This window comes from Massilia sp. 01N410 (assembly GCF_056399665.1).
On sequence record NZ_JBFTRV010000030.1, the window covers coordinates 18751 to 41386 of the forward strand.

At 67.1% G+C, this 22636-nt stretch carries 20 protein-coding genes and 1 riboswitch; of the genes, 11 read left to right on the forward strand and 9 right to left on the reverse strand.

All coding sequences use genetic code 11. The features are described 5' to 3' along the window. Positions 1-4 precede the first annotated feature (4 nt). The 4 genes from AC1DOP_RS25855 to cysM all read left to right on the forward strand — a co-directional run bounded on the left by AC1DOP_RS25855 (position 5) and on the right by cysM (position 3898). On the forward strand, positions 5-1375 hold the full coding sequence (locus AC1DOP_RS25855) for a UDP-glucose dehydrogenase family protein (protein ID WP_477254125.1): 1371 nt from the start codon (positions 5-7) through the stop codon (positions 1373-1375). An 8-nt stretch (positions 1376-1383) separates the two neighbouring features. Continuing rightward, the gene (rfaE1, locus tag AC1DOP_RS25860; RefSeq protein WP_442123668.1) at positions 1384-2391 is read left to right on the forward strand and encodes a D-glycero-beta-D-manno-heptose-7-phosphate kinase; all 1008 of its coding nucleotides are present in this window, start codon (positions 1384-1386) and stop codon (positions 2389-2391) included. A gap of 98 nt (positions 2392-2489) precedes the next feature. Continuing rightward, positions 2490-2843 carry a ComEA family DNA-binding protein gene (locus AC1DOP_RS25865; RefSeq protein ID WP_442123669.1) on the forward strand — a complete coding sequence of 118 codons (354 nt, stop codon included), beginning with the start codon at positions 2490-2492 and terminating at the stop codon, positions 2841-2843. Between the two features lie 152 nt (positions 2844-2995). After that, positions 2996-3898 (forward strand): cysteine synthase CysM, encoded by a 903-nt coding sequence (gene cysM, locus AC1DOP_RS25870; RefSeq protein WP_442123670.1) that lies wholly within the window; start codon positions 2996-2998, stop codon positions 3896-3898. Between the two features lie 141 nt (positions 3899-4039). Here the strand turns inward: cysM and AC1DOP_RS25875 are convergent, their stop codons facing one another. The 5 genes from AC1DOP_RS25875 to AC1DOP_RS25895 form a co-directional block, all read right to left on the reverse strand. Further along, on the reverse strand, positions 4040-4384 hold the full coding sequence (locus AC1DOP_RS25875; protein WP_442123671.1) for a hypothetical protein: 345 nt from the start codon (positions 4382-4384) through the stop codon (positions 4040-4042). A 452-nt stretch (positions 4385-4836) separates the two neighbouring features. Beyond that, entirely contained in the window at positions 4837-6003 is a 1167-nt protein-coding gene (mltB, locus tag AC1DOP_RS25880) for a lytic murein transglycosylase B (protein ID WP_442123672.1), read from the reverse strand. Then, on the reverse strand, positions 6000-8018 hold the full coding sequence (locus AC1DOP_RS25885; protein ID WP_442123673.1) for a transglutaminase TgpA family protein: 2019 nt from the start codon (positions 8016-8018) through the stop codon (positions 6000-6002). Before AC1DOP_RS25885 ends, mltB begins: the two co-directional genes overlap by 4 nt. Next, the gene (locus AC1DOP_RS25890; RefSeq protein ID WP_442123699.1) at positions 8015-9019 is read right to left on the reverse strand and encodes a DUF58 domain-containing protein; all 1005 of its coding nucleotides are present in this window, start codon (positions 9017-9019) and stop codon (positions 8015-8017) included. The genes AC1DOP_RS25885 and AC1DOP_RS25890 overlap by 4 nt, the downstream gene beginning before the upstream one ends. A gap of 24 nt (positions 9020-9043) precedes the next feature. Next, entirely contained in the window at positions 9044-9964 is a 921-nt protein-coding gene (locus AC1DOP_RS25895) for an AAA family ATPase (protein WP_442123674.1), read from the reverse strand. Positions 9965-10035: 71 nt separating this feature from the next. On the opposite strand from AC1DOP_RS25895, the gene AC1DOP_RS25900 reads away from it, so the two are divergent. From AC1DOP_RS25900 to ylqF, 6 genes are all read left to right on the forward strand, one after another. Next, entirely contained in the window at positions 10036-10965 is a 930-nt protein-coding gene (locus AC1DOP_RS25900) for a histone deacetylase family protein (protein ID WP_477254129.1), read from the forward strand. A 56-nt stretch (positions 10966-11021) separates the two neighbouring features. Further along, positions 11022-11909 carry a hypothetical protein gene (locus tag AC1DOP_RS25905; RefSeq protein WP_477254131.1) on the forward strand — a complete coding sequence of 296 codons (888 nt, stop codon included), beginning with the start codon at positions 11022-11024 and terminating at the stop codon, positions 11907-11909. Positions 11910-12043: 134 nt separating this feature from the next. After that, a complete protein-coding gene (locus AC1DOP_RS25910) occupies positions 12044-12817 on the forward strand; it encodes a hypothetical protein (RefSeq protein ID WP_477254133.1) in 774 nt (257 codons plus the stop codon). Continuing rightward, positions 12807-14099, forward strand: coding sequence for a choice-of-anchor X domain-containing protein (locus AC1DOP_RS25915; RefSeq protein WP_477254135.1), 1293 nt, complete (start codon positions 12807-12809; stop codon positions 14097-14099). Before AC1DOP_RS25910 ends, AC1DOP_RS25915 begins: the two co-directional genes overlap by 11 nt. 9 nt (positions 14100-14108) lie before the next feature. Continuing rightward, complete coding sequence (locus tag AC1DOP_RS25920) at positions 14109-14726, forward strand: hypothetical protein (RefSeq protein ID WP_477254137.1); 618 nt, start codon at positions 14109-14111, stop codon at positions 14724-14726. A gap of 57 nt (positions 14727-14783) precedes the next feature. Further along, positions 14784-15704: a ribosome biogenesis GTPase YlqF gene (ylqF, locus tag AC1DOP_RS25925; RefSeq protein ID WP_442123700.1), complete on the forward strand. Its 921-nt coding sequence runs from the start codon at positions 14784-14786 to the stop codon at positions 15702-15704. Positions 15705-15725: 21 nt separating this feature from the next. Here the strand turns inward: ylqF and AC1DOP_RS25930 are convergent, their stop codons facing one another. The 4 genes from AC1DOP_RS25930 to AC1DOP_RS25945 all read right to left on the reverse strand — a co-directional run bounded on the left by AC1DOP_RS25930 (position 15726) and on the right by AC1DOP_RS25945 (position 20203). Further along, positions 15726-16139: a GNAT family N-acetyltransferase gene (locus AC1DOP_RS25930; RefSeq protein WP_477254139.1), complete on the reverse strand. Its 414-nt coding sequence runs from the start codon at positions 16137-16139 to the stop codon at positions 15726-15728. A 3-nt stretch (positions 16140-16142) separates the two neighbouring features. Then, positions 16143-16964 carry a DODA-type extradiol aromatic ring-opening family dioxygenase gene (locus AC1DOP_RS25935; protein ID WP_477254141.1) on the reverse strand — a complete coding sequence of 274 codons (822 nt, stop codon included), beginning with the start codon at positions 16962-16964 and terminating at the stop codon, positions 16143-16145. Between the two features lie 84 nt (positions 16965-17048). Next, on the reverse strand, positions 17049-17981 hold the full coding sequence (locus AC1DOP_RS25940; protein ID WP_442123682.1) for a hypothetical protein: 933 nt from the start codon (positions 17979-17981) through the stop codon (positions 17049-17051). Then, positions 17978-20203 carry a M1 family metallopeptidase gene (locus AC1DOP_RS25945; protein WP_477254143.1) on the reverse strand — a complete coding sequence of 742 codons (2226 nt, stop codon included), beginning with the start codon at positions 20201-20203 and terminating at the stop codon, positions 17978-17980. Before AC1DOP_RS25945 ends, AC1DOP_RS25940 begins: the two co-directional genes overlap by 4 nt. A 139-nt stretch (positions 20204-20342) precedes the next feature. After that, a riboswitch (cobalamin riboswitch) is annotated at positions 20343-20576 on the forward strand. A 76-nt stretch (positions 20577-20652) separates the two neighbouring features. On the opposite strand from AC1DOP_RS25945, the gene AC1DOP_RS25950 reads away from it, so the two are divergent. Further along, complete coding sequence (locus AC1DOP_RS25950) at positions 20653-22590, forward strand: TonB-dependent receptor (protein ID WP_477254145.1); 1938 nt, start codon at positions 20653-20655, stop codon at positions 22588-22590. Positions 22591-22636: the final 46 nt, after the last annotated feature.

Genomic DNA, 22636 nt, shown 5'->3' on the forward strand with positions numbered 1-22636 from the left:
GAATATGAAGATTACGATTATCGGCACCGGCTACGTCGGTCTCGTCACCGGCGCCTGCCTGGCGGAACTCGGCAACGATGTGTTCTGTCTCGACGTCGACCAGCGCAAGATCGACCTGCTCAACAACGGGGGCATCCCCATCCACGAACCCGGCCTGGAAGAGATCGTCGCGCGCAACCGCGCCGCCGGCCGCCTGCATTTCTCGACCGACGTCGCCGCCAGCGTGGCCCACGGCCAGCTGCAGTTCATCGCCGTCGGCACCCCGCCGGACGAAGACGGCTCGGCCGACCTGCAGTACGTGCTGGCCGCCGCCCGCAACATCGGCCGCCACATGGACGGCTTCAAGGTCATCGTCGACAAGTCGACCGTGCCGGTGGGCACCGCCGACCGCGTCTCCGCCGCGATCCGTGAGGAGCTGGCGGCGCGCGGCAAGAGCGGGGCCGAGTTCTCGGTGGTCTCGAACCCCGAGTTCCTGAAAGAGGGCGCCGCGGTCGAGGACTTCATGCGTCCGGACCGCATCGTCATCGGCCTCGACGACACCCCGGCGGGCAGCCGCGCCCACGAGCTGATGAAGCTGCTGTACGCACCCTTCAACCGCAACCACGAGCGCACCTACTGGATGGACGTGCGTTCGGCCGAGTTCACCAAGTACGCCGCCAACGCCATGCTGGCGACCCGCATCTCCTTCATGAACGAGCTGGCCAACCTGGCCGACAAGGTGGGCGCCGACATCGAAGCGGTGCGCCACGGCATCGGTTCCGACCCGCGCATCGGCCACAGCTTCCTGTACGCCGGCGCCGGCTACGGCGGCTCCTGCTTCCCGAAGGACGTGCAGGCGATCGAGCGCACCGCGCGCCAGTACGGCCAGGAACTGCTGATCCTGAGCGCGGTCGAGGCCGTCAACGACCGCCAGAAGCAGGTGCTGGGCCGCAAGGTCGTTGCCCGCTTCGGCGAGGACCTGTCCGGCATGCGCTTCGCGGTCTGGGGCCTGGCCTTCAAGCCGAACACCGACGACATGCGCGAAGCGCCGTCGCGCGTGCTGCTGGCCGAGCTGATCGAACGCGGCGCCACCGCCACCGTGTACGACCCGGTGGCGATGGAAGAGGCGCGCCGCGTGCTGGCCCTCGACCTGGATGAGGAAAAGCTGTCCCGCATCGGCTTCGCCGAGGCGCCGATGGAGGCGCTGGATGGCGCCGAGGCGCTTCTGATCGTCACCGAGTGGAAAGCCTTCCGCAGCCCCGACTTCGAGCAGATCAAGGCGCGCCTGAAGCAGCCGGTGATCATCGACGGCCGCAACCTGTACGAGCCGGCCCTGATGACCGGCCAGGGCATCGAATACCACGGGATCGGCCGTTCGGTCCTGACCAGCAAGTGAGGACAGCGATGTCGAGCTACAAGGACATTCCCAGCCGCCTGCTGCCGACCGACAGCTACCGCCAGGCCGAGGCGCCGCAGCTCGAGAGCGTGCGCCTGCTGGTGGTCGGCGACGTCATGCTCGACCGCTACTGGTTCGGCGACGTCTCGCGCATCTCGCCCGAAGCCCCGGTGCCGGTGGTGCGCATCGAGCGCCGCGAAGCCCGCCTGGGCGGCGCGGCCAACGTGGCGCGCAACGCCGCCGCCCTCGGCGCCCACTGCGGCCTGCTGGGAGTGGTCGGCAACGACGAGGCCGGCGACGAGGTCGAGCAGATCCTGCGCGATTCCAGCATCGATACCTACCTGAAGCGGGACGAGCAGATCTCTACCATCGTCAAGCTGCGCGTGATCGGACGCCAGCAGCAGATGGTGCGCATCGACTTCGAAGAGGCGCCCAGCGAGACCACGCTGCGCGACAAGCTGACCCAGTTCAAGGCCATCCTGCCGGACTACGACGTCATCATCTTCTCCGACTACAACAAGGGCAGCCTGGTGAACGTGGCCGAGATGATCCGCATGGCGCGCGCGGCCGGCAAGACCGTGATGGTCGACCCCAAGGGCGACGATTTCACGCCCTATGCCGGCGCCACCATGCTGACCCCGAACAAGTCGGAACTCAAGCGCATCGTGGGCAGCTGGAAGACCGAGGAACAGCTCACCGAGAAGGCCCAGAGCCTGCGCGAGGAGCTGGGTCTCACCGCGCTGCTGCTGACCCGTTCGGAAGAGGGCATGAGCCTGTACACCGCCGACGAGGTGCTGCACGTGCATGCCGACGCCCGCGAGGTGTTCGACGTCTCCGGCGCCGGCGACACCGTGATCGCGACCATGGCCGCGATGCTGGGCGTGGGCGCGCCGCTGGCGGAAGCCCTGGCCACCGCCAACCGCGCCGGCGGCATCGTGGTCGGCAAGCTGGGTACGGCCACCGTCACCCGCGACGAGCTGTTCGCGCACCGCCGCCGCACCGACGCCGGCACTTGAGCTTTGCCAAAGGCCGGGCGTCAACGCCCGCCGGGCTGGTCCGTTAATGGATGCGGGCGGCGCTCGCCGTCCACATACAAACCAACGGAGAAGACCAGATGATCAAGAAACTGTTCCTTGCAATCGCCGCGCTGGCGGCGTCGGTCAACATCGCATTCGCCCAGGTCGACGTCAACAAGGCCGATGCCGCGGCACTGGACTCGGTGAAGGGCGTCGGTCCCGCCATGTCGAAGACCATCATCGACGAACGCGCCAAGGGCGAGTTCAAGGACTGGGCCGATTTCCAGAAGCGCGTGAAGGGCGTCGGCGAGAAGCGCGCCGCCAAGCTGTCCGAAGCCGGCCTGCAGGTGAACGGCAAGTCCAAGGAAGGCGCGGCAATGGCTGCGCATTCCGGCGCGCCGATGGCCAAGGCCGATGACAAGGCCGCCAAGCCGGCCAAGGCTTCCAAGTAAGCCTGGTAGGGTGGGCTCGCCTTTCAGTCCACTGGACTGAAGGCCCCACCCTACATTGCTTCGAATCACGCTCTCTGCGGGCGGCGCCATACGCCGCTGTTGATCTCGGATTAGAATGGCGTTTTGAGATCGCAAGAAAGCAGACGCAACCCATGGCATACAAGACCATCCAGGACACGATCGGCAACACCCCGCTGGTGCAGCTGGTCCGCATTCCCGGCGCCGACGCCGCGGCCCGCAACAACGTCATTCTCGGCAAACTCGAAGGCAACAATCCGGCAGGTTCGGTGAAGGACCGCGCGGCGATGTCGATGCTGCGCGGCGCCGAGGAGCGCGGCCAGATCAAGCCGGGCGACACCCTGATCGAAGCGACCAGCGGCAATACCGGCATCGCGCTGGCGATGGCGGCCGCCATCCGCGGCTACAAGATGCTCCTGATCATGCCGGACAACCTATCGGTCGAACGCCGCCAGAGCATGGCCGCCTACGGCGCCCAGATCATCCTGACCCCGAAGACCGGCGGCATGGAATATGCGCGCGATCTCGCCGAGCAGATGCAGAAGGACGGCAAGGGTATCATCCTGGACCAGTTCGCCAACCAGGACAATCCGCGCGCCCACTACGAGACCACCGGTCCCGAGATCTGGCGCGATACCGAAGGCCGCATCACCCATTTCGTCAGCGCGATGGGCACGACCGGCACCATCATGGGCGTGTCACACTACCTGAAGGAACGGAACGAGGCGATCCGCATCATCGGCGCCCAGCCGGAAGAGGGCTCGTCGATTCCCGGCATCCGCAAATGGCCGGAAGCCTATCTGCCGAAGATCTTCGACAAGGCGCGTGTCGACCAGGTCGAGAACGTGACCCAGGCTGCTGCGGAACAGATGGCGCGCCGGCTGGCGGCCGAGGAGGGGATCTTCTGCGGTATTTCCGCGGCCGGGGCCTGCGAAATCGCGTTGCGCATTTCGCAGACCGTGGAGAACGCGACGATCGTGTTCGTCGTCTGCGACCGCGGCGATCGTTATCTGTCGACGGGTGTGTTCCCCGCCTGATTGGCTGGATGTCTTTTTCCCGGCGCGAGGTCTGGGCGCTGGGTGTCTCCCCTCACGAGGATGAACTGGCGAAGCTGGCAATACAAATGCTGGTGCCGGTGCGGCGGCACGTGTGGCCGCCGTCCGTAGTCGCGCCCACGGTTATTCTGCGCTGGCGGCTGCGTTGTTGTCCTTGTCCTTCGGCTTGAACTGCTTGTCGCTGATGCGGAATTTCGCACGGCGGTCGCCCATCAGGTAGCGCAGGTCGCGGATCGACAGGTCGCTGACTTCGTGCATGCGGATCAGCAGCGAGGCGCCGACCGGCAGACGGTGGTGGCGGATCTTCGAGATGACCGGCGGCGCAACTTCCAGGGCGCGGGACAGGGCTGCGTCGTTCTTCAGGCGCAGGTTCTCGATCAGGGTGTCGAGCAGGCGGTTCGGGTTGTACTGCAGCAGTTCGTCATTCTCCGAATCGCTGTTCATATCAATGCCGACTTGGTTCGTCATGATGTCACTATTCCTATTTTTGGGTTAAGGGAGCTCGTTAGCGGCTCTACTCTATTATCACAACAAAGTTTCGAAAATTTCTACTAAATTATACAACTTTTTTAAATTTAGTACTTAAGAGCAATAACTATCAGGCGTAACTGCTTAATTCGTTGTCTTGCTGCAACAATAGCCGCAATGCAATTCTCTCACAAACTCACTGAAAAATTAATTGCTTTTTATTTAAACTTAAGTGTAAAGCAATCCTCGATGCGCTGCCGCACGTTTCCAAAAAGCATGTAGAAACACCAAGAAATATGGGGGTATCGGGGCGAAAGGTCTGTTTCCTCGGAGAACTACGTCCAGGAAAACAGCATACCCCAGGGAGTATATCGTTGTCAGTACTGCATTAGCTCAGCATTAACACTGTTGTACCGTTACAAACGGATACAAAGTTTCTAGCTGGTTAAGGGTCACATACCCCGTGCCAAACGCACCGCGCGGCCCAGTTCGATCACCGACATGGCATAGAAATAACTGCGATTGTACTTTGTGATTGCAAAGAAATTAGCATTTGCGACCCAGTACTCGGTCGGGGCGGCGCCATTCTGCAGGTCGATCAGGCCGTACTGGCGCTGTTCCGGCAGCGGCGTCCGCGTGACGACGCCGGCGCCGCGCAGCTCGGCCGGCTCGTAGCGGGCCTCGAGTCCGCCCAGCAGCGGCTCCCAGGCAAGGCTCGGCGCGACTTCGGCCGGGAAGACCGAGGGACCGGTCGCATTCCGGTCCCAGCCATGGTTGACCAGGAAGTTGGCCACGCTGCCGATCGCGTCGGCGGCCGAGTTGCGCAGGTCGACGATGCCGTCGCCGTCGAAGTCGACGCCGTATTTCAGGATATTGCCGGGCATGAACTGCGGCATGCCGACCGCGCCGGCAAACGAGCCGAGCAGCGAGAAAGGATCGATGTTTTCCTTGCGCGCCAGCACCAGGGTCTTTTCCAGCTCGTTGCGGAAGAACTGCATGCGGTCGTTGCGGTTCGGCGATTCCGGATAGGCGAAGGCGAGGGTGGTCAGCACGTCCACCACGCGGAAGCGTCCGGTGTCGCGGCCATAGATGGTCTCGACGCCGATGATGCCGACGATGATCTCGGCCGGCACCCCGTAGATCGCCTCGGCGCGTTCCAGCAGGGCCGCGTTCTCGTTCCAGAAGCGGACCCCGGCATTGATGCGGATCGGTTCGATGAAGCGCTCGCTGTAAGCCTGCCAGTTCTTCGGCTTGCCCGGCGGCGCCGGTTTCACCAGCTGGACCGCGGAGTCGATAAAGCGGGTCTTGGCCACCAGTGCGTCCAGCGCCGCGCGGTCGAAGTTGTGGCGGCTGACCATCTCGTCTTCGAAATCGCGTACCGCCTGCCATTCGCCGAAGGCGACCTGTTCGCCGTCATAGTCGATCGCCGGACGCTTGGGCGCCGGCGCGGCTTTCGCGGCCGTGGCCTTGGCTTTTTTGCCAGCCTTGGCGGATTTGGACGCCTTGGACGCCTTGGCCGACTTGGCGCCGGCATGGTGGATCGAGGAGGAGGCGGCGGCGTGGGACGCGTGCCCGGCGCCGATGGCGAGGGCAAGCAGCAGCGGTACAAAAGATTTCATCGAACTCGGGACAGCAACTCTTTCAGGATAGTCGGCAGGCCGGCGCCATGCGGCTGGGACTGCGTGGGCGGCGCATAGCGCCAGGCGCTGTAGCGGCGCAGGAATTCGGCCGCGGCGGCCTTCGGTCCGGAGGCCAGCTCGGCGCCGGCGACACGCGCGGCATATGCCGTCGGGCCTTCGTCCGGCGCACGCGGCAGGCCCAGTTGGCCGAGGCGGTGGCACAGGGCCGAGTATAGCTTATCGACCGGGTCCATCCGCTGTTGCCGCGACAATTTTCCTGCGATCAACAACAGCGCGCATCCCAGGGCCAGCAGGGCCGCGCTGCGCCAGCCGAACAGATTGTCCTGCAGGCTTTCCAGCAAGGCATGCTGGCGCTGCGGCGTGTAGTTCAGCACCCACTGGTTCCAGCCATTGTTGGCGGCGGCGATCGCAAAGCGAACCTTGGCCAGCAGCGAACCGGGGGCCGGCTGCATCAGGCGCCCCAGGCCTTCGATGCCGAAGGGCGCCGGCGCCGGCAGCGCGCGCGCCAGGCTGCGCTGCACGCGCTCCGGCGCGACCGCGGCGGTGGGGTCGACCCGCACCCAGCCCTGTTCCTGCAGCCAGACCTCGGCCCAGGCATGGGCGTCCGACTGGCGCACCGTGAAGTAGCCGTCGATCGGATTCAGTTCGCCGCCCTGGTAGCCGGTCACCACGCGCGCCGGGATGCCGGCCGCGCGCATCAGGAACACGAAGGCGCCGGCAAAGTGCTCGCAGAAGCCGGCGCGGGTGGTGTACAGGAATTCGTCGACGGCGTCGCCGCCGAGCAGGGGCGGCTGCAGCGTGTAAGCATAGCCGCCGGTGGAGAACTGGCGCAGCACCGCCTGCACCCGCTGCATGGGTTCCGGATAGTCCTGGCGCAGGCGCTCGCCGGCGGCCAGCGTCTTCGGGTTGCGGCCGTAGGGCAGCTGCAGCCACTGGTAGGCATTGTCGAGCGGAGCGTCGGCCTGCAGGCTGAAGTCGACATAGGATGAGAGCTCGTAGCGGATCCGCTCGCGTACCGGATTTGACGCCTGCAGCTCCAGGTCGGGCGTCACGCTGGCGGCGTCGCCGGACATCTGCGGCAGGGCGCGCGGCATCTCGAGGGCGAACAGCCAGCGCGTGTTCGAGGGTTCCATCGTGACCTGGTAGTGCAGCGGCGCGCCGCGCACCGAGATCGACACGGATTGCGGCGCCTTGCGCCCGAAATGCGGACGCGGCAGCAGGCGGGTCCAGGTGCGGCCGTCGTAGGCGCCCAGTACCGGGCCGCGCCAGTAGAGCTGCGGCTGGGCCGGCGGCGGGCCGTCGAACTTCACGCGGAAGGCCGGATCGTCCGATTGAGCCAGGTTCGAGAACTGGCCCGGCGCCATGCTGTCGGACAGGCCGCTGCGGGCACCGCGGGCATCCTCGGGCAGGCCCCACAAGGGCCCGTCGACGCGCGGAAACAGGAAGAAGCCGAGGGCCGCCAGCGGCGCCGCCAGCGCCAGGATCTTCGCGCCCATCAGCAGGCGGGTGCGCAAGGGAGGCACCACGCCGGTCAGCTGAAAGGACAGCTGGGTGGTCAGGAGGGCCACCACCGAGACCAGCATCAGCAGGGCGGTGCCGATGCTCTGCGAGTAGAAGAAATTCGTCAGCACCAGGAAGAAGCACAGGAACACCACCACGAACAGGTCGCGCCGCGCGTGCATCTCCAGCATCTTGAAGGCCACCAGCAGCACCAGCATCGCGACCCCGGCATCGCGCCCGAGCACCGTGTGATAGGTGTGCAGCACGCCCGCCATCGCAGCGATCGCCAGCGGCACCAGCACCAGGTTGGCCGGCATGCGCCGTCCCAGCAGGGTGAGCAGGGCGCGCCAGGCCAGGGTCGCGCCGCACAGCAGGGTCACCCAGGGCGGCAGGTGGGCGGTATGCGGCAGCAGCACCAGCACCGTGCTGGCCAGCAGCAGCAGGGTGTCCTGCTTGTCGCGCGACAGCGGGAAGGCGGGGCGCAGGACTTTCATGTGGCCTCGGCGGCGCTGCCGTACAGCGCGAGCGCTTCCAGGCAGGCGGCCTGGTGTGCCGGCCCCAGCGCGGCCTCGATCCGCTGGCGGCCGAGCCGCAGCGCATAGGGCAGGGCGCGCAGTTCCGCCTCCAGCACCCAGCGCGCCAGGCGCGCCAGCTTCAGTTCGAGATCGAGCCGCGGCGGCAGCGCGTCGAGGTCGAGCACCAGCTCGTCCATCGAGCCGCCTTCGAACTGTTTGGTGACCAGCTGGCCGCCGAGTGCCGGGTCCAGCCGCGCGATGTGGCGCCAGGCCAGCTGGCGCAGCGGATCGCCCGGCTGGTAGCTGCGCACGCCGGCGAAGTCGTCGCTGCCGGCGCTCTTGACGCCGTCCGGACTCGGGTGGCCGCTGACCGGCAGCGGCGGCGCGTCCTGTTCGGGATAGGGATAGACCAGCGCGCGGCTATCGGGCTGCCAGTAGCTCCAGGCCTTGAACAGGCCGAGCGGGAAGCGGGTGGACAGGCGCACGCGCGGCGCATTCATCCAGCCGCGCCGGCTGCTGGTGGCGGACAGCACCACGCCGGTGCTCGAGCCGGCGGCGACGTCGACCGCATGGCGCGCATCCTTGACGGTGTCGAGGTCGACCCAGAGCGCGTAGCGGGCCAGGCGGGTGCGGTTGGCCAGCAGCAGCTCGAAAGATGCTTCTTCGCCCGCGAACACCGCGCCGGCGCGGCCCGGGCGCAGGTGCAGGTGGGCCAGGTTGCGGTAGGTATGGATCATGTCGACCAGCGCGCAGGCAGCGGCCACGAAGGTCAGGCCGAAGCCCAGGCCCAGGCTGTAGTTGACCGAGCCGATCAGCAGCGCCAGCAGCAGGGCGCCGAAGCCGAGGCCGGCGCGGGTCGGCAGGATGTAGACGCGGCGCTGGCTCAGCTCGACCTCGCCGCGGTCGCGCGCGGTGGTGCGTTCGCGCCAGGTGCTGCGCCGTCCGCGCAGCCAGCCGAAGATGCGGACCCCGAGCGGCAGCCTGGTCAATGCCGCGTCCACCATTCAGACCGGCACCGACTTCTGCAGCTGCAGCACCAGGTCGCGGCTGGCGCTGCCGCCCCCATGCGCGGCCTTCAGCGGCCGCAGGCGGTGCGCGCAGACCGGCACCAGCAGGGTCTGGATGTCTTCCGGGATCACGTGGTCGCGTCCCTCCAGCGCGGCCCAGGCGCGCGCCGCCTGCAGCAGGGCCAGGGTGGCGCGCGGCGACAGGCCTTCGGCGAACAGCTTGCCGGAGCGCGATTCCTGGGCCAGGGCCTGCAGGTAGTCGATCAGCGTTCCGGAGGCATGGATGGCGCGCAGCGAGCGCTGGGCATCGAGCAGCTCTTCCGGCCGCATCACCGGCTGCAGGGTTTTCAGCATGGCGCGCCGGTCCTCGCCCATCAGAAGCGCGCGTTCGGCGCTGGCGTCGGGGTAGCCGAGGGACAGACACATCAGGAAGCGGTCGAGCTGGGATTCCGGCAGCGGGAAGGTGCCGACCTGGTGCGCCGGATTCTGGGTCGCGATCACGAAGAAGGGTTCGGGTAGCAGCCGCGTGACGCCGTCGGCCGTGACCTGGCGCTCCTCCATCGCTTCCAGCAGGCCGGACTGGGTCTTGGGCGTGGCGCGGTTGATCTCGTCGGCCAGCAGCACCTGGGTGAAGATGGGCCCGGGATGGAACATGAAGCCGTTCTTCTCGCGCTCGTACACCGAGATGCCGGCCACGTCCGCCGGCAGCAGGTCGCTGGTGAACTGCACGCGGTTGAACCGCAGGCCCAGCGACAAGGCCAGGGCATGCGCCAGGGTGGTCTTGCCGACGCCCGGGACGTCGTCGATCAGCAGGTGGCCGCCGGCCAGCAGGCAGGTGAGGGCCAGGCGCACCTGCTGGTCCTTGCCCACCACGATCTGTCCGACCTGGCGCGCGGCGGAATGTAATTGTTTGAACATGGATGGCTTCTTCTCGTCGATCCGATGCGCATGGTAGATTAGCGTCATCGGCAATCTACCATGCGCAGCACATGAGCACAGCAATTTACAGCCACCCCGACTGTTCCCTGCACGAGATGGGCGACTGGCACCCGGAGACGCCGGCGCGCCTGCAGGCGATCGAGGACCAGCTGATCCTGGCCCGGCTGGACGGCCTGGTCGAGCGCTGCGATGGCCCGCCGGCCGACGAGGCGGCGATCCTGCGCAACCACAGCCAGGGCGCGCTGGACCTGGTACGCGAGAACCTGCCCGCGGCCGGCGAACACTATCCGCTCGACGGCGACACCCTGCTGTGCAAGGACAGCTACCGCGCCGCCCTGCGCGCCGCCGGGCTGGCGCTGGCCGCCACCGACGCCGTCATCGCCGGCAGCATCGACAACGCCTTCTGCGCGATCCGCCCGCCCGGCCACCACGCGCGTCCCGGCGAGCCGATGGGCTTCTGCCTCTTCAACAACGTCGCCATCGCCGCCCGCCATGCGCTCGAGGTGCACGGCCTGGAGCGGGTCGCCATCGTCGACTTCGACGTCCATCACGGCAACGGCACCGACGAGTCCTTCCGCGACGATCCGCGCGTGCTGATGGCCAGCTTCTTCCAGCACCCTTTCTATCCGTACAGCGAGCCGACACCGGTGACGGCAAACAGCGTCAACATTCCGGTGCCGGCCTACAGCGGCGGCGACGCGGTGCGCAAGATCGTGCTGGAGCAATGGTTGCCGGCCCTGCATGCGCACCGTCCGCAGATGATCTTCATCTCGGCCGGCTTCGATGCCCATCGGGAAGACGACCTGGGCGGCATGGCCCTGGTCGAGGCCGACTATGCGTGGATCACCCACCGGCTGATCGAGGTCGCGCGCACGCACGCAAGCGGACGCATCGTCAGCTGCCTGGAAGGGGGCTATAATTTATCCGCACTGGGCCGCAGCGTAGCGGTGCACGTCAAAGCGTTGGCCGATCTCGACTGAGAACCACCGCAACGCAGCGGTATCTAACCTCGACAAACCACTGGACTGGAGGGGATATGAAACTGCTGCGCACTTTCATGGCGCTGTGCCTGTTCGCACTCACCGCATCGGCGGCGAACCCGGCAGCGGCGACCAACTACAGTCTCTGGATCAACGGCCGCACCGGCGGCGGCGCCATCGGCAACTACAACAGCTGGAGCTACTGGGGCCTCGGCACCATCAATGCCGGCGTCAACAAGAAGTCCGTCAACTGGGACGGACGCAGCAGCATCGCCAGTCAGAGTGGCCTCATCCGCAACGCCCTCGACTGCTTCTGCACCGGGAACAACTGGTGCTATATCGCAACCCACAGCGCGGGCGACCTGATGATGGGCTACGTGCTGGCCAACTACGGCGGCTCGGCGCGCATGAAGAAGAACGCGGTGCCGAATGCCTCCGGCGTGTGCGGGAATGCGGGCGGTGGCGCGCAGGCCGGCTGGAACATCAAGTGGGTCCTCTCCGCGGCCGGTTCCGGCGGCGGTTCCGAGCTGGCCGACTACGGCGCCTGGACCACCTCGGAACCGCTGGTGCAGGACGTGAAGACCAGTACCGCGCGCGCCATGTACAACCACAATGCCACGCACAATATCTGGTTCTACATGTATGCCGGCGCCTCCGGCGGACCGGGCTCCTTCCTCCTGCCGGGCCAGGACGACGGCGTCGAGGCCTACCACAGTGCGGGCGGCATCTCGGGCAGTTCCGGCAGGTCGCTCTGCAATCCGCGCGACTGGTTCTGCAACGACCTCACGCTGGGGGTGGCGCCCAACGAGGGCGGCAGCACCAAGTGGGCCTACCACTCAGTGTCCTTCCGCGACGATCGCGAAGTCTACGGCCACTTCACGGAAGCGAGCTGGAGCGGCATCGTCTCGGTGATGCTGGGCACGATGGTCAACTATGCGCGCTAGCTCGAAATGAGGCCATTTTCGCCACACTCAGCAGTTTGGCTCGCGCGGTGTGACTTGTAAATATGTCCCATCTACATTCGACTCGGCTCCCGCACGGTCGTGCGCTTTTTTGCGTACGCCTGTGTGGAGAAAAGATGAGACTGATACGCACGATACTGGCGGTGTGCCTGTTCGCGGTAGCGGGACTGGTATCGGCAACCAACTACACCTTATGGATCAACGGCCGCACAGGCGGCGGCACGATCGGTGACTACAACAGCTTCACCTACTGGGGCCCGTCGTCGACGGCGGCGGGCGTCAACAAGAAGGCCGTCAACTGGGACGGCTACAACAGCATCGCCTCGCAGAGCGGCCACATCCGCGATGCCCTCGATTGCTTCTGCACCGGGAACAACTGGTGCTATATCGCGACCCACAGCGCGGGCGACCTGATGATGGGTTACGTGCTGGCCAACTACGGCGGCTCGGCGCGCATGAAGAAGAACGCGGTGGCGAATTCCTCCGGTGTGTGCGGCAATGCGGACGGCAGCTCGCAGACCGGCTGGAACATCAAGTGGGTGCGCGCCGCCTCCGGCGCCGGCGGCGGCTCTGAGCTGGCCGACTACGGCTCCTGGGCGGTCTCCGATCCGCTCACCCAGGACCTCAAGACCGCCACCGCGCGCGCCATGTACCACCACAGCTCGGGCGGCGTCTCGGGCAGTTCGGGCGGCTCCTACTGCAACCCCAGCGATTGGCTGTGCAACGACCTGACCCTCGGCACCGCCGCCAACGAAGGCGGCGCGGCCAAGTGGAGTTACCACTCGGTGTCCTTCCGGGACGACAATGAGGCCTATAACCACTACACGAGCGGGAACTGGGCCGGCATCGTTTCCGTCGTCCGAAGTGCGATGGTGAACAGTGCGCTCTAACAAGCCACCGGAGAAAAAGCGCCGGCCGCCGAAGCCAAGGTCCGCACCGCGGCCCTGGCTGCGCCGGCTGGCACTGCCGGCCGTGGCGCTGGCGGTGCTGGCCGCGCTGGTCTGGAGCCTGATGGGCCATGGCGGCCCGGCGCCCGTCGCCACCGCGGCCCAGGCCCCGGCCCCGCAGGGCCGGGCCTTCTTCGATCCGGTGGGCGGGCAGGGCCTGCCGGCCGTCGACGAACGCGGCCAGCGCCGCCGCCAGCTGATCGAGAATGTCCGCCTGGCCGACCATACCTTCTGCAGCTACCGCGAGAGCAGCCAGTATCCGGTGGGCTCGCGCCCGATGGCCGAGAACGCCGACCAGAATCTTCCGAACGCGCCGGTCACCGACATGAACCCGATGCGCCTGCAGGGCGGCGGCGCGGACCGCGGCGTGCTGCTGCAGACCTCGCAGTCGCGGGTCTACATGGCGGCCAACGAGGCGGTGGCCTTCTCGCTGCGCGCCGTGGATGCCTCGAACCGGGTGCTGCCGCTGGTGGTCACGCGCGCGCTCAGCCAGGGCATCACCTATGCCGGCGCGCGCCAGACGCCGCAGGTGAGCATCCCCTTCGCCGACGACGGCAACGGCGCCGATCCGGTGCCGAACGACGGCGCCTTCGCCGGCGTGCTGGCCCCCGCGCAGACCGGCCTGGCCGGCTTCACCGGCACCATCCGCACCCAGGTCAGCTATAACGTGAACGGCAAGAACGGCATGGTGGTGTTCGACGTGATCTACACGCCCGAGCTGCCCGCGGTCTGGACCGGCCAGGTCCGCGAAGCGGTCGAGAACGGCTCGCTCAGCTTCATCCTTCCGGTCGAGGTGCGCTTGCCGGGACGCTACATCATCAGCGGCCGTGTCGACGATGCGCGCGGCAAGCCCTTCGCCCTGCTGACCTTCAACGAGCTGCTCGGCCCAGGTCCCAACGAGGTCAGGCTGACCATGTTCGGCAAGCTGATGCGCGACCAGGACGCGGCCCTGCCGCTGACCCTGCGCGACGTCGACGGCTATCTGCTGAAGGAAAACACGGACCCCGACCGCGCCCTGATGCCTCGCCTGGAAGGCAAGGTCTTCACCAGCAAGAACCATCCGCTGAAGGGCTTTTCGGACGCCGAATGGCAGAGCGAGGAGCGCAGCCGCTACCTGACCGAGTTCGGCAAGGACGTCAAGCTGGCGAAGAAGGAACTGGAGGCCTTCGACCCCAGCCAGCCCGCGCCGCCGAGCGAGTGCGCCACCAAGCCGGTAGCGCGATAGAATGTGCCAATGGCAGATTCGACGTTCAGCTACGACAAGCAATTTCAACTGAGTGCCCTGGCGGCATTGCCGCCGGCGGCGCGGCAGGCCTGCGCGGCGGCGGCCGCGACCCGGCTCATGCCGGCCTGTGAGCGCTTCGCTTCGATGCAATCCACCGGCATGGAGGGCCGCGCGCGCGAGATCGTCGCCGAGCTCTGGCAAGCCATCCTGACCGGCGACGCCGGCCAGCAGCCCTGGCCGGCCATCCTCGATGAAGTCATGGCCATGATCCCGGGGCCGGAAGTGGAGGGCGGCTTGCTGGCGCAGATTGCCGAGGATGCGCTGGCCTCGCTGGCCTATGCGATCCGCTGCCTGCTGGTCGACGAGCCGTCCCAGGCCGAGTGGGCGGTGGCGCGCGAGTACGACTCCGCCGACCAGGCCGCGATCCGGCTCACCGGCGTGGTCCCGGATACCCCGAAAAAGGAGGCCAGGCTGCTGGCCCACCCCCTGATCCAGCGTGCGCTCGGACGCCAGCGCGCCGACCTGGCCCTGCTGCGCCAGGGCGATGTCGCCGAGCTGTTGCGCCAGGCCGTGGCGAACCCGAGCTTCAGCGAACATGAGCTCGAGGGCTTCTCCAGCGTAAAATAGCGCCTTGTACGCAGATTATTGAGAATAAGTATGTCGATTCAATGGTTCCCGGGCCACATGGCCGCTGCCCGCAAGCAGGCCGCGGAGCAGATGGAAAACACCGATGTGGTCATCGAGGTCCTTGACGCGCGCCTGCCGGAGGCGAGCAGCAACCCGATGGTCGAGCAGTTGCGCAAGTTCCGCAACCGTCCCTGCCTGAAGGTCCTGAACAAGACCGACCTGGCCGACCCCGTGGCAACCGCCGCCTGGGCCGCCTGGTATGACGCCCAGGAAGGCGTGAGCGCCTATCCGATGACGACCAAGAAGCCGTCCGACGTCGCCCGCATCCCCGAACTGTGCAAGGCGCTGGCCCCGCACCGCGGCGTGCCGACCAAGCCGCTGCGCATCATGATCATGGGGATCCCGAACGTCGGCAAGTCGACCCTGATGAACGCGCTGCTGAAAAAGCGCGTGGCCAAGGTCGGCGACGAACCGGCCGTCACCAAGGCCCAGCAGAAGATCTACCTGGACAAGTTCACGGTGCTGGTCGACACCCCCGGCATGCTGTGGCCGAAGATCGCGATGGACAGCGACGGCCTGATGCTGGCCGCCAGCCACGCGGTCGGCACCAATGCCGTGATCGAGGAAGAAGTGGCCGAGTTCCTGGGCGGCTTGCTGCTGCAGCGCTACCCCCAGCTCCTGACTGCCCGCTACGGCCTCAAGACCGAGGGCATGGACGGTGTCGGCGTGATCGAGGGCGTGGCCGCGCGCCGCGGCTTCCGCGTGCGCGGCGGCGACTACGACTACGAAAAGGCGGCCCACGTGCTGCTGCAGGATTACCGCCAGGGCGCGCTGGGCCGCATCAGCCTCGAGACGCCGGCGACCCGCGCGGCGGCGCTCGAGCAGCACCGCATCGACATGGAAGAGAAGGCGCGCATCGCGGAGGAGAAGGCCGCGCGCAAGGCCGAAGAGGCGGCGCGCGGCAAGCGCGGCACCTGAGCCCTGCTCAGGTCTCCGTCATCAGCCCACGGCCCGGCGCATGAGCCTGGGCGAATCGCCGACCGGCTCGAAGCCGAAGCGGCGGTACAGCCCGTGCGCATCGGCGGTCGTCAGCATCAGCGAGCCCACGCCTTCCTGCTCGAGCCGCTCGAGCATGGCGGCGACCAGCAGCTTGCCGAGGCCGCGGCCGCGGTATTCCGACAGCACGAAGATGTCCTTCAGGTAGCCGAACGAAGCCAGATCGGTGACGACGCGCCCGAAGGCGGCGAATTCGCCGTCGAGACAAGCCACGAAGCACAGCGAATTGGCCAGCGCCTTGCGGACGAACTCGATCGATATGCCTTTCGACCAGTACGCTTCTTCGGCCAGGAAGCGGTGGATGCGTCGCAGCTCGGCCTCGGAAACCGTATTCGAGACCGTGAAATCGCCGCCCATGCCTCAGCCTTCTCCCGGCGCCGTTCCGAAGCGGAAGCTCGACACCGTCAGCGCGCCGAAGAAGGCGTCTTCGTGATACACGCAGGCGGCCTGTTCCTGCTCGGCCGCGCCCAGCGCCACCCACAGCGGCACCAGGTGGTCCTCGCGCGGATGCGCATGGCGCGCAAAGGGCGCCTCGCTCCAGTTCAGCAGGGCCTGTTCGCGGTCGGTGGGGGAGAGTTCCAGCAACACGTGCTGCAGCCAGGTGTCGAAGGCATGCGAGGCCAGCGCGCCGCCGGGGCCGAACTGGCGCAGGTTGTGGAAGGACAGGCCGCTGCCGACGATCAGCACGCCTTCGTCGCGCAGCGGCGCCAGCGCGCGGCCGGCGGCCAGGTGCACGGCCGGATCGTAGCCATGGCGGATCGACAGCTGCACCACCGGCATGTCGGCTTCCGGATAGACCGGGTAGAGCATCGAGAAGGTGCCGTGGTCGAAGCCGCGCTCCGGGTCCAGGGCGGCCGGATGGCCGGCGGCGCCGAGCAGGTCGGCCACGCGGGCGGCCAGTCGAGGATCGCCCGGCGCAGGGTACTGGATCTGGTAGGTGTGCGGCGGGAAGCCGCCGTAGTCGTAGATCATGCCGGGCGCCGGATTGCTGGACACCATGAACTGTTCGGTCTCCCAGTGGCTGGTCACCACCAGCACCGCCTTCGGCCGCTCGCCGGCCTGGCGCTTCATGTCGACCAGCGAGGCTTCCAGGCGGTCGTAGGCGCCGCCGTACTGGCCCTTCATCCAGGGCCAGGGACCGCCTCCGTGCGAGACGAAATAGGTGGGCAGGCGGGTGGGCATGGGGGCTCCTCGGCGGACGGTGAAAGCACCATGGTAACGCAGCCGTCGTTCCCGCGCAGGCGGGAGCGACGGTTTGAAGCTAGCTCACTGCGGACGGGCCCGCACCAGCGCCATCATCGCAAACAGCCGCGCGCTGCGCATCCAGCCCAGCACCAGCACCGCCAGCTGGGTCAGCAGGACCGCGCCGATCGTGCCGCCGGCGCCCAGTGCCGGCACCTGCACGCGCACTGCCGCCAGCAGCGCGGCCAGGACCAGGCCGATGCCGGTGACGATCACGTACACGCCCAGCAGCGAGAAGGGCCGGCGCAGCATCAGCCGTACGCCGCCCCACCAGGCCACGATGGCCGAGCGGCGCCGGCGTTCGTTGGCCAGCAGGGCGCGGCCGGCGTCGATGGTGGCGTGCACCAGCACGAACACCACCGCGGTGGCGATCAGCGCCAGATTCGAAGCATGCTCGGCATCGCTTTCCAGGATCGCAGTCTCGGCGGTCTTGCCGGCCAGCCTGAAGGCGATGCCGGCCACGATGCCCACGATGAGGAGCGGGACCGCGCTCCACACCATCATGCGGAACATGCGCGTGTATTCCTGGGCGCCGCCGGCCAGCAGCTCGCTGAAGCCGGGGCGGCGGGGCGCCCGCGCCGCGTGGATGCTCATCCCCGCCAGCAGCGGCGACAGCAGCAGGGTCAGGCCCAGCGCGACGAGGCCGCCGGCGCCGATCGCCGCGGCGAAGCGATCGCGCATGCTGCCCGCCAGGTCGGCGATCGCGATCATGTCGAGCTTGTCCGCCAGCTGGGCCGCATGGACGGAATGGTCGAGGTTGGCGCCCAGCATCTGCCACACCGGCAGGCTGGCGACGATGGTCGGCAGCAGCAGGAGCAGGGCCCACCACAGCAGCAGGCGCCATTGCAGCGCGGCGCGCATGGCGCCGAACAAGGGCCGCAGGCCATGGCGGCGGCGGGCGCCGGCGTTCTGCGGCGCCAGGGAGGGAGAGTCGAGGGTCTGGTCGGTGTGCATCATACGGTCGCGATCAGGCTGAGGAGATATTCGATGAAGGAGGACGCGTCCATGCCCCAGCGGCGCGAGGCGCTGGCGTCGGCCTTGAGGGTGCGGCTGTCGTCCAGCTTGTTGGCGTCGAGGTAGTGCAGGCGCTGCGGGTCGAGTTCGGCCGAGACGGCGCGCGCCGGCTTGACCCAGCTGAACTTGTGCCAGCTTTCGCCGGCGTCCCAGCGCACGGTTTCCACGCTGCCGTCGGCGAACTTCACGGCCAGGGTCTGCGGCACCGCGGCGCCGTAGCGGCGCAGCAGGACCTCGGTGCGGAAGGGGTAGGGGCCGAGGCCATCCTTCGCCTTCGGGTTGGCCTTGCTCCAGGCTTCGCGCGTCTTCTCGATGCGCTTGTCGAGGTCGGCCTGCTTGTCCTCGACCCAGCCGCTGCCCGCCTGGCGCGTGCCCGGCAGCGGCAGCTGTTCGCGGCTGCTGAAGTCGGCGATGCGGTCGTCGACCTTGGTCGCCGCATACACCTGCCGGGCGAATACCGATTCGACGGCGGCGCGCTGCCCGGTCACTTCGGCCAGGGTCTCGCGCAGGTCGGCGGTGCTCGGGTGGCGGAACTTCCAGCGCCGGTAGTATTCCTTGAAGGCGCGCTCCATCGGCTCCTTGCCGACGCGCGCCTCGAGGTCGCGCATCAGGGTCGCGGTGCGGCTGTAGACCGCGCCGATGTCCTGCAGGCGGTCGTAGGCGTTCTGTCCCGGCGCGTCGGCCGGGTCGTTGCGCGGCGTGCCCATGCGCTCGGCCGCGAAGGCGTCGAAGGCCGGCGTGATGCCGAGGCTGCGGGTGAAGGGTGTGCCGGCGTGGAGCTTCTGGCCGCGGTCGCGGAGCATGCGCAGGTCCCAGTACTCGTTCAGGCCTTCGTCCAGCACCGGTTCCTCGAACTCGTTATTCGCCAGGATGCCGTAGAAGTAGCCGTGGCCGAATTCGTGGATGGTGGTGAAGTCCAGCAAGTACTGGCTGGCGAGGTCCGGCTCGACCTTCGCATAGCCTTCGGCCGTGAAGAAGGTCGGGTATTCCATGCCGCCGGCTTCTACAGCATTGTGCGGCGGGATCACCACGGTGAGGGTCTTGTAGGGGTAGGGGCCGAGGGTGTTCGAGAAATAGCTCAGCGAATCCTTGGCGGCCTTCATCGCCGGCGCCGCGCTGGCCGCGTACTCGGGCGGATACAGCACGGTGACGGTGACGTTAGGGCTGCCCGGGCCGGTCCAGGTCTCGACCATCGGCTTCGCGCTGCGTTTATCCGCGGTCCAGGCGAAGTCGTGGACGTCGCCCTGCACGTAGCGGTGGGTCAGCATGCCGTGCTGCTCGACGGGTGCGCCCTGCAGCTCGCCGGTGGCGCCGATCGTGTAGTCCTTCGGCGCCGTGAGCCGCACGTCGAAGCTGCCGAAGTCGGCGTAGAACTCCGAGTTCAGGTGCATCTCGTGGGCGTTCCAGCGCGGCGTGGTGGCGCCGCGTTCGCCCGGCAGTTCCAGCACGCCGATCTTCGGGAACCACTGGCCCACCAGGTGGAAGCTGCCGAAGTAACCGGTGCGCGCCATCACACGCGGCAGCTGGGTGTGGAAGTCGATGTCGAAGGTGGTCGAGGCGCCCGGCGCCACCGCGGCCGGCAGGTCGAAGCGCACCACGGTGTGGTCGGTGGCCGGGCCGTTGTCCGGATGGACGAAGGTCCAGGGCACGGTGGCCTCGCCCTGGGTCACGCCGCGCAGCGCGATGTGGCCCCATTCGCCCTCTTTGATGTCGACGCCGGAGCGGAAGGCGGTGCCGCGCTGGCGCTTCTCGGTGAAGAAGGTGCTGCCGGCGCCTTCGAAGGCGTTCATGTACAGGTGGACGTAGACGCTCTTCACCGCCACGCTGCTACGGTTGCGCCAGGTGAGCTTTTCGCGGCCCGTCACGGTGTGCTTGACCGGGTCGAGGGTGGCGTCGATGTCGTAGTGGACCACGCGCTCGGACAGCGTCGTCTCGAGCCCGGTGCGTATGCCGCCCCAGGCGTTTGTTGCGCTTGCCACGGTGACGGCGGCCGCGTTCGGTGCCGCCAGCGGAATGCCGTCGGGCGCCGGCGCCGGCGTGCCGGCCGCGGCGGGCGCGGGCGCTGCCTGGTCCGGCCCGGCCAGCAGGTCGGCGGTGACCGCCACCCCGGCCGCCAGCAGGATGGCCGCCGCACCCGTGCGCAATAGTGTCGAACCCAATCTCATGCAAGCCCCCCAAGTATGGATTGTTTATTAAGTTGTATTTGTGTTCACACTATATGCGAAAACCTTGCTGAAAATCTCACGGGTCTGCACAATCGGACCCGAAATCGACGCCAGACGGCAGAGTTGTTGCTTGTTAGGTTTATAATTCGCCGGTTCTGGTGCCCGCACGCATGGTCTATGCGTGCAGTTAAACGGGAAACACGGAGCGCAGGCGCCCCCGGCGCCGCGCCAACGTGTGCTGCCCCCGCAACGGTAAACAAGCGCCGCCTTGATGGCGGCTGGCCGCTTCGATGACCACTGTGCGCTGCGCGTGCAGGAAGGTGGAGCGGTCCGTCTTGCGAGCCCGGATACCGGCCAGGACAGGGGGAAGCGGGTACTGTGCCGCGCTTCCGTGACGAGCCGGTGTGCGGGGACGCGCGCCGGCCTAACGATCGAACACTGAATAATCGATGATTTCCAAAAAGCCGCTCGCGCTGGCCTGCGCCATTGCCTTTTCCATTCCCTTTGCCGCCCTGGCCGACGAAGCCGCCCCGGCGACCGTCGTCATCACCGGCTCGCGCTTTCCCAGCAACGAGGCGCTGCAGCCGATCGGCGCGACCGTCATCACCCAGGACGAGATCCGCGAAGCCGGCGTCAACGACGTCAACCAGGCGATCCGCAAGATCGGCGGCGTGTTCGGCCGCCAGAGCCTGGATTCCTCACCGGACTTCGCGCTCGACCTGCGCGGCTTCGGCACCAATGGCGCGCAGAACATGGTGATCATGGTCGATGGCGTGCGCCTGAACGAGAACGAACTGACCAGCTCGGTGCTGTCGACGATCCCGATCGACACCGTCGAACGCATCGAGATCACCCGCGGCGGCAGCAGCGTGCTGTACGGCGAGGGCGCGACCGGCGGCATCATCCACATCGTCACCCGCCGCTCGGGCCAGCCGGGCACCCACGGCTCGGTTTTCGCCGAAGCAGGGCAATTCCGTGAGCGCGACGTGCGCGCTTCCCTGTCTCACGTGGCCGGCAATATTAGCGCGGACGTGGCCGTGGCGCGTCAGGACAACGACAACTACCGTGACAACGGTAACTTTATCCAGAACAGTGTGTCCGCCGGGCTGCAGCTCACGTACTCGGGCGGCCGCGCCGGCGTGCGCATGGAAAGCGCGCGCCAAGACCAGCGCTTCCCGGGTTCGCTGACTCTGGCCGAGTTCCAGGCCGATCCGACCGACACCAAGACGCCGCGGGACTTCGGCAAACTCGATACCGACCGCGTCAACGCCTACGCCGAATACCGCCTGGGCACGGTCGACCTGGCGGCCGAACTGTCGCACCGCGAACGCGAGGCCGACTCGAACTACTACTTCGGTTCGTCGGCATCGGTCACGCATTTCAAGGGCCGCCAGAACCAGTTCTCGCCGCGTGCGCGCTGGCTGCATGACATCGGCAGCGGGATGCTGAACGAACTCGTGGCCGGCATCGACGTCATCGACTGGAAGCGCAAGACCACGTCCGGCTTCTCGCTGGCCGACGCCAGCCAGAAATCCAAGGCGCTGTATGTGCGCGACGAATTGCGCTTCGACCCGGCCCACAATGGCCGCGTGGCGCTGGGCGTGCGCCGCGAGATTTTCGACAAGGACTACGTCGATGCGATGGCGGGCGGCGTGGCCGACAACGGTTCGCAGGCCCAGAACGCGTGGGAAGCGCAGGGCAGCTACGCGGTGCTGCCACAACTGGAAATGTTCGCGCGGACAGGGCAGAGCTACCGTGTGGCCAATGTCGACGAGAACAGCTACCGCACCAGTCTGAGCCTGCTGAAGGTGCAGACCTCGCATGACCTGGAGCTGGGCGCCAGCTGGGGCGACGGCTTACGCAAGCTGACCGCGCGCGTGTTCCGCCACAAGCTGGACAACGAGATCTTCTACGACCCGACCGCCTTCGCCAACACCAACCTCGACCCGACACGCCGCCAGGGCTTCGAGATCGATGCCGAAACCCAACTGGCCACCGCCTGGCGCGCCACCGCCCACCTGCAACACATCAACGCCAAGTTCACGGACGGTCCGAACGCCGGCCGCGAGATGGTGCTGGTGCCGAAGAACGTGCTCACGGCCCGCCTGGCCTGGCTGCCGGGCAATGGCCAGACCGCCGATTTCGGCGTGCAATGGGTCGACAGCCAGCGCTACGGCGGCGATGTCAGTAATGCCTGCCCGACACGGATATCCTCCTATACGACCATTGACGCTCGTTATGCATTGCGTGTCAGTCAATGGGAGTTCGCTGTCGCGGGCCTGAACCTGGCGGACCGTCATTACTTCAGCTATGCCTTCGATTGCGAAGGGGGAATTTACCCCAGTGCAGGCCGTCAGTTGAAATTATCGGCGCGCTACAACTTCTGAACGCTTTAGCTCGGCACTTTTACGGCAAGATGGACGCAGCCCTGTT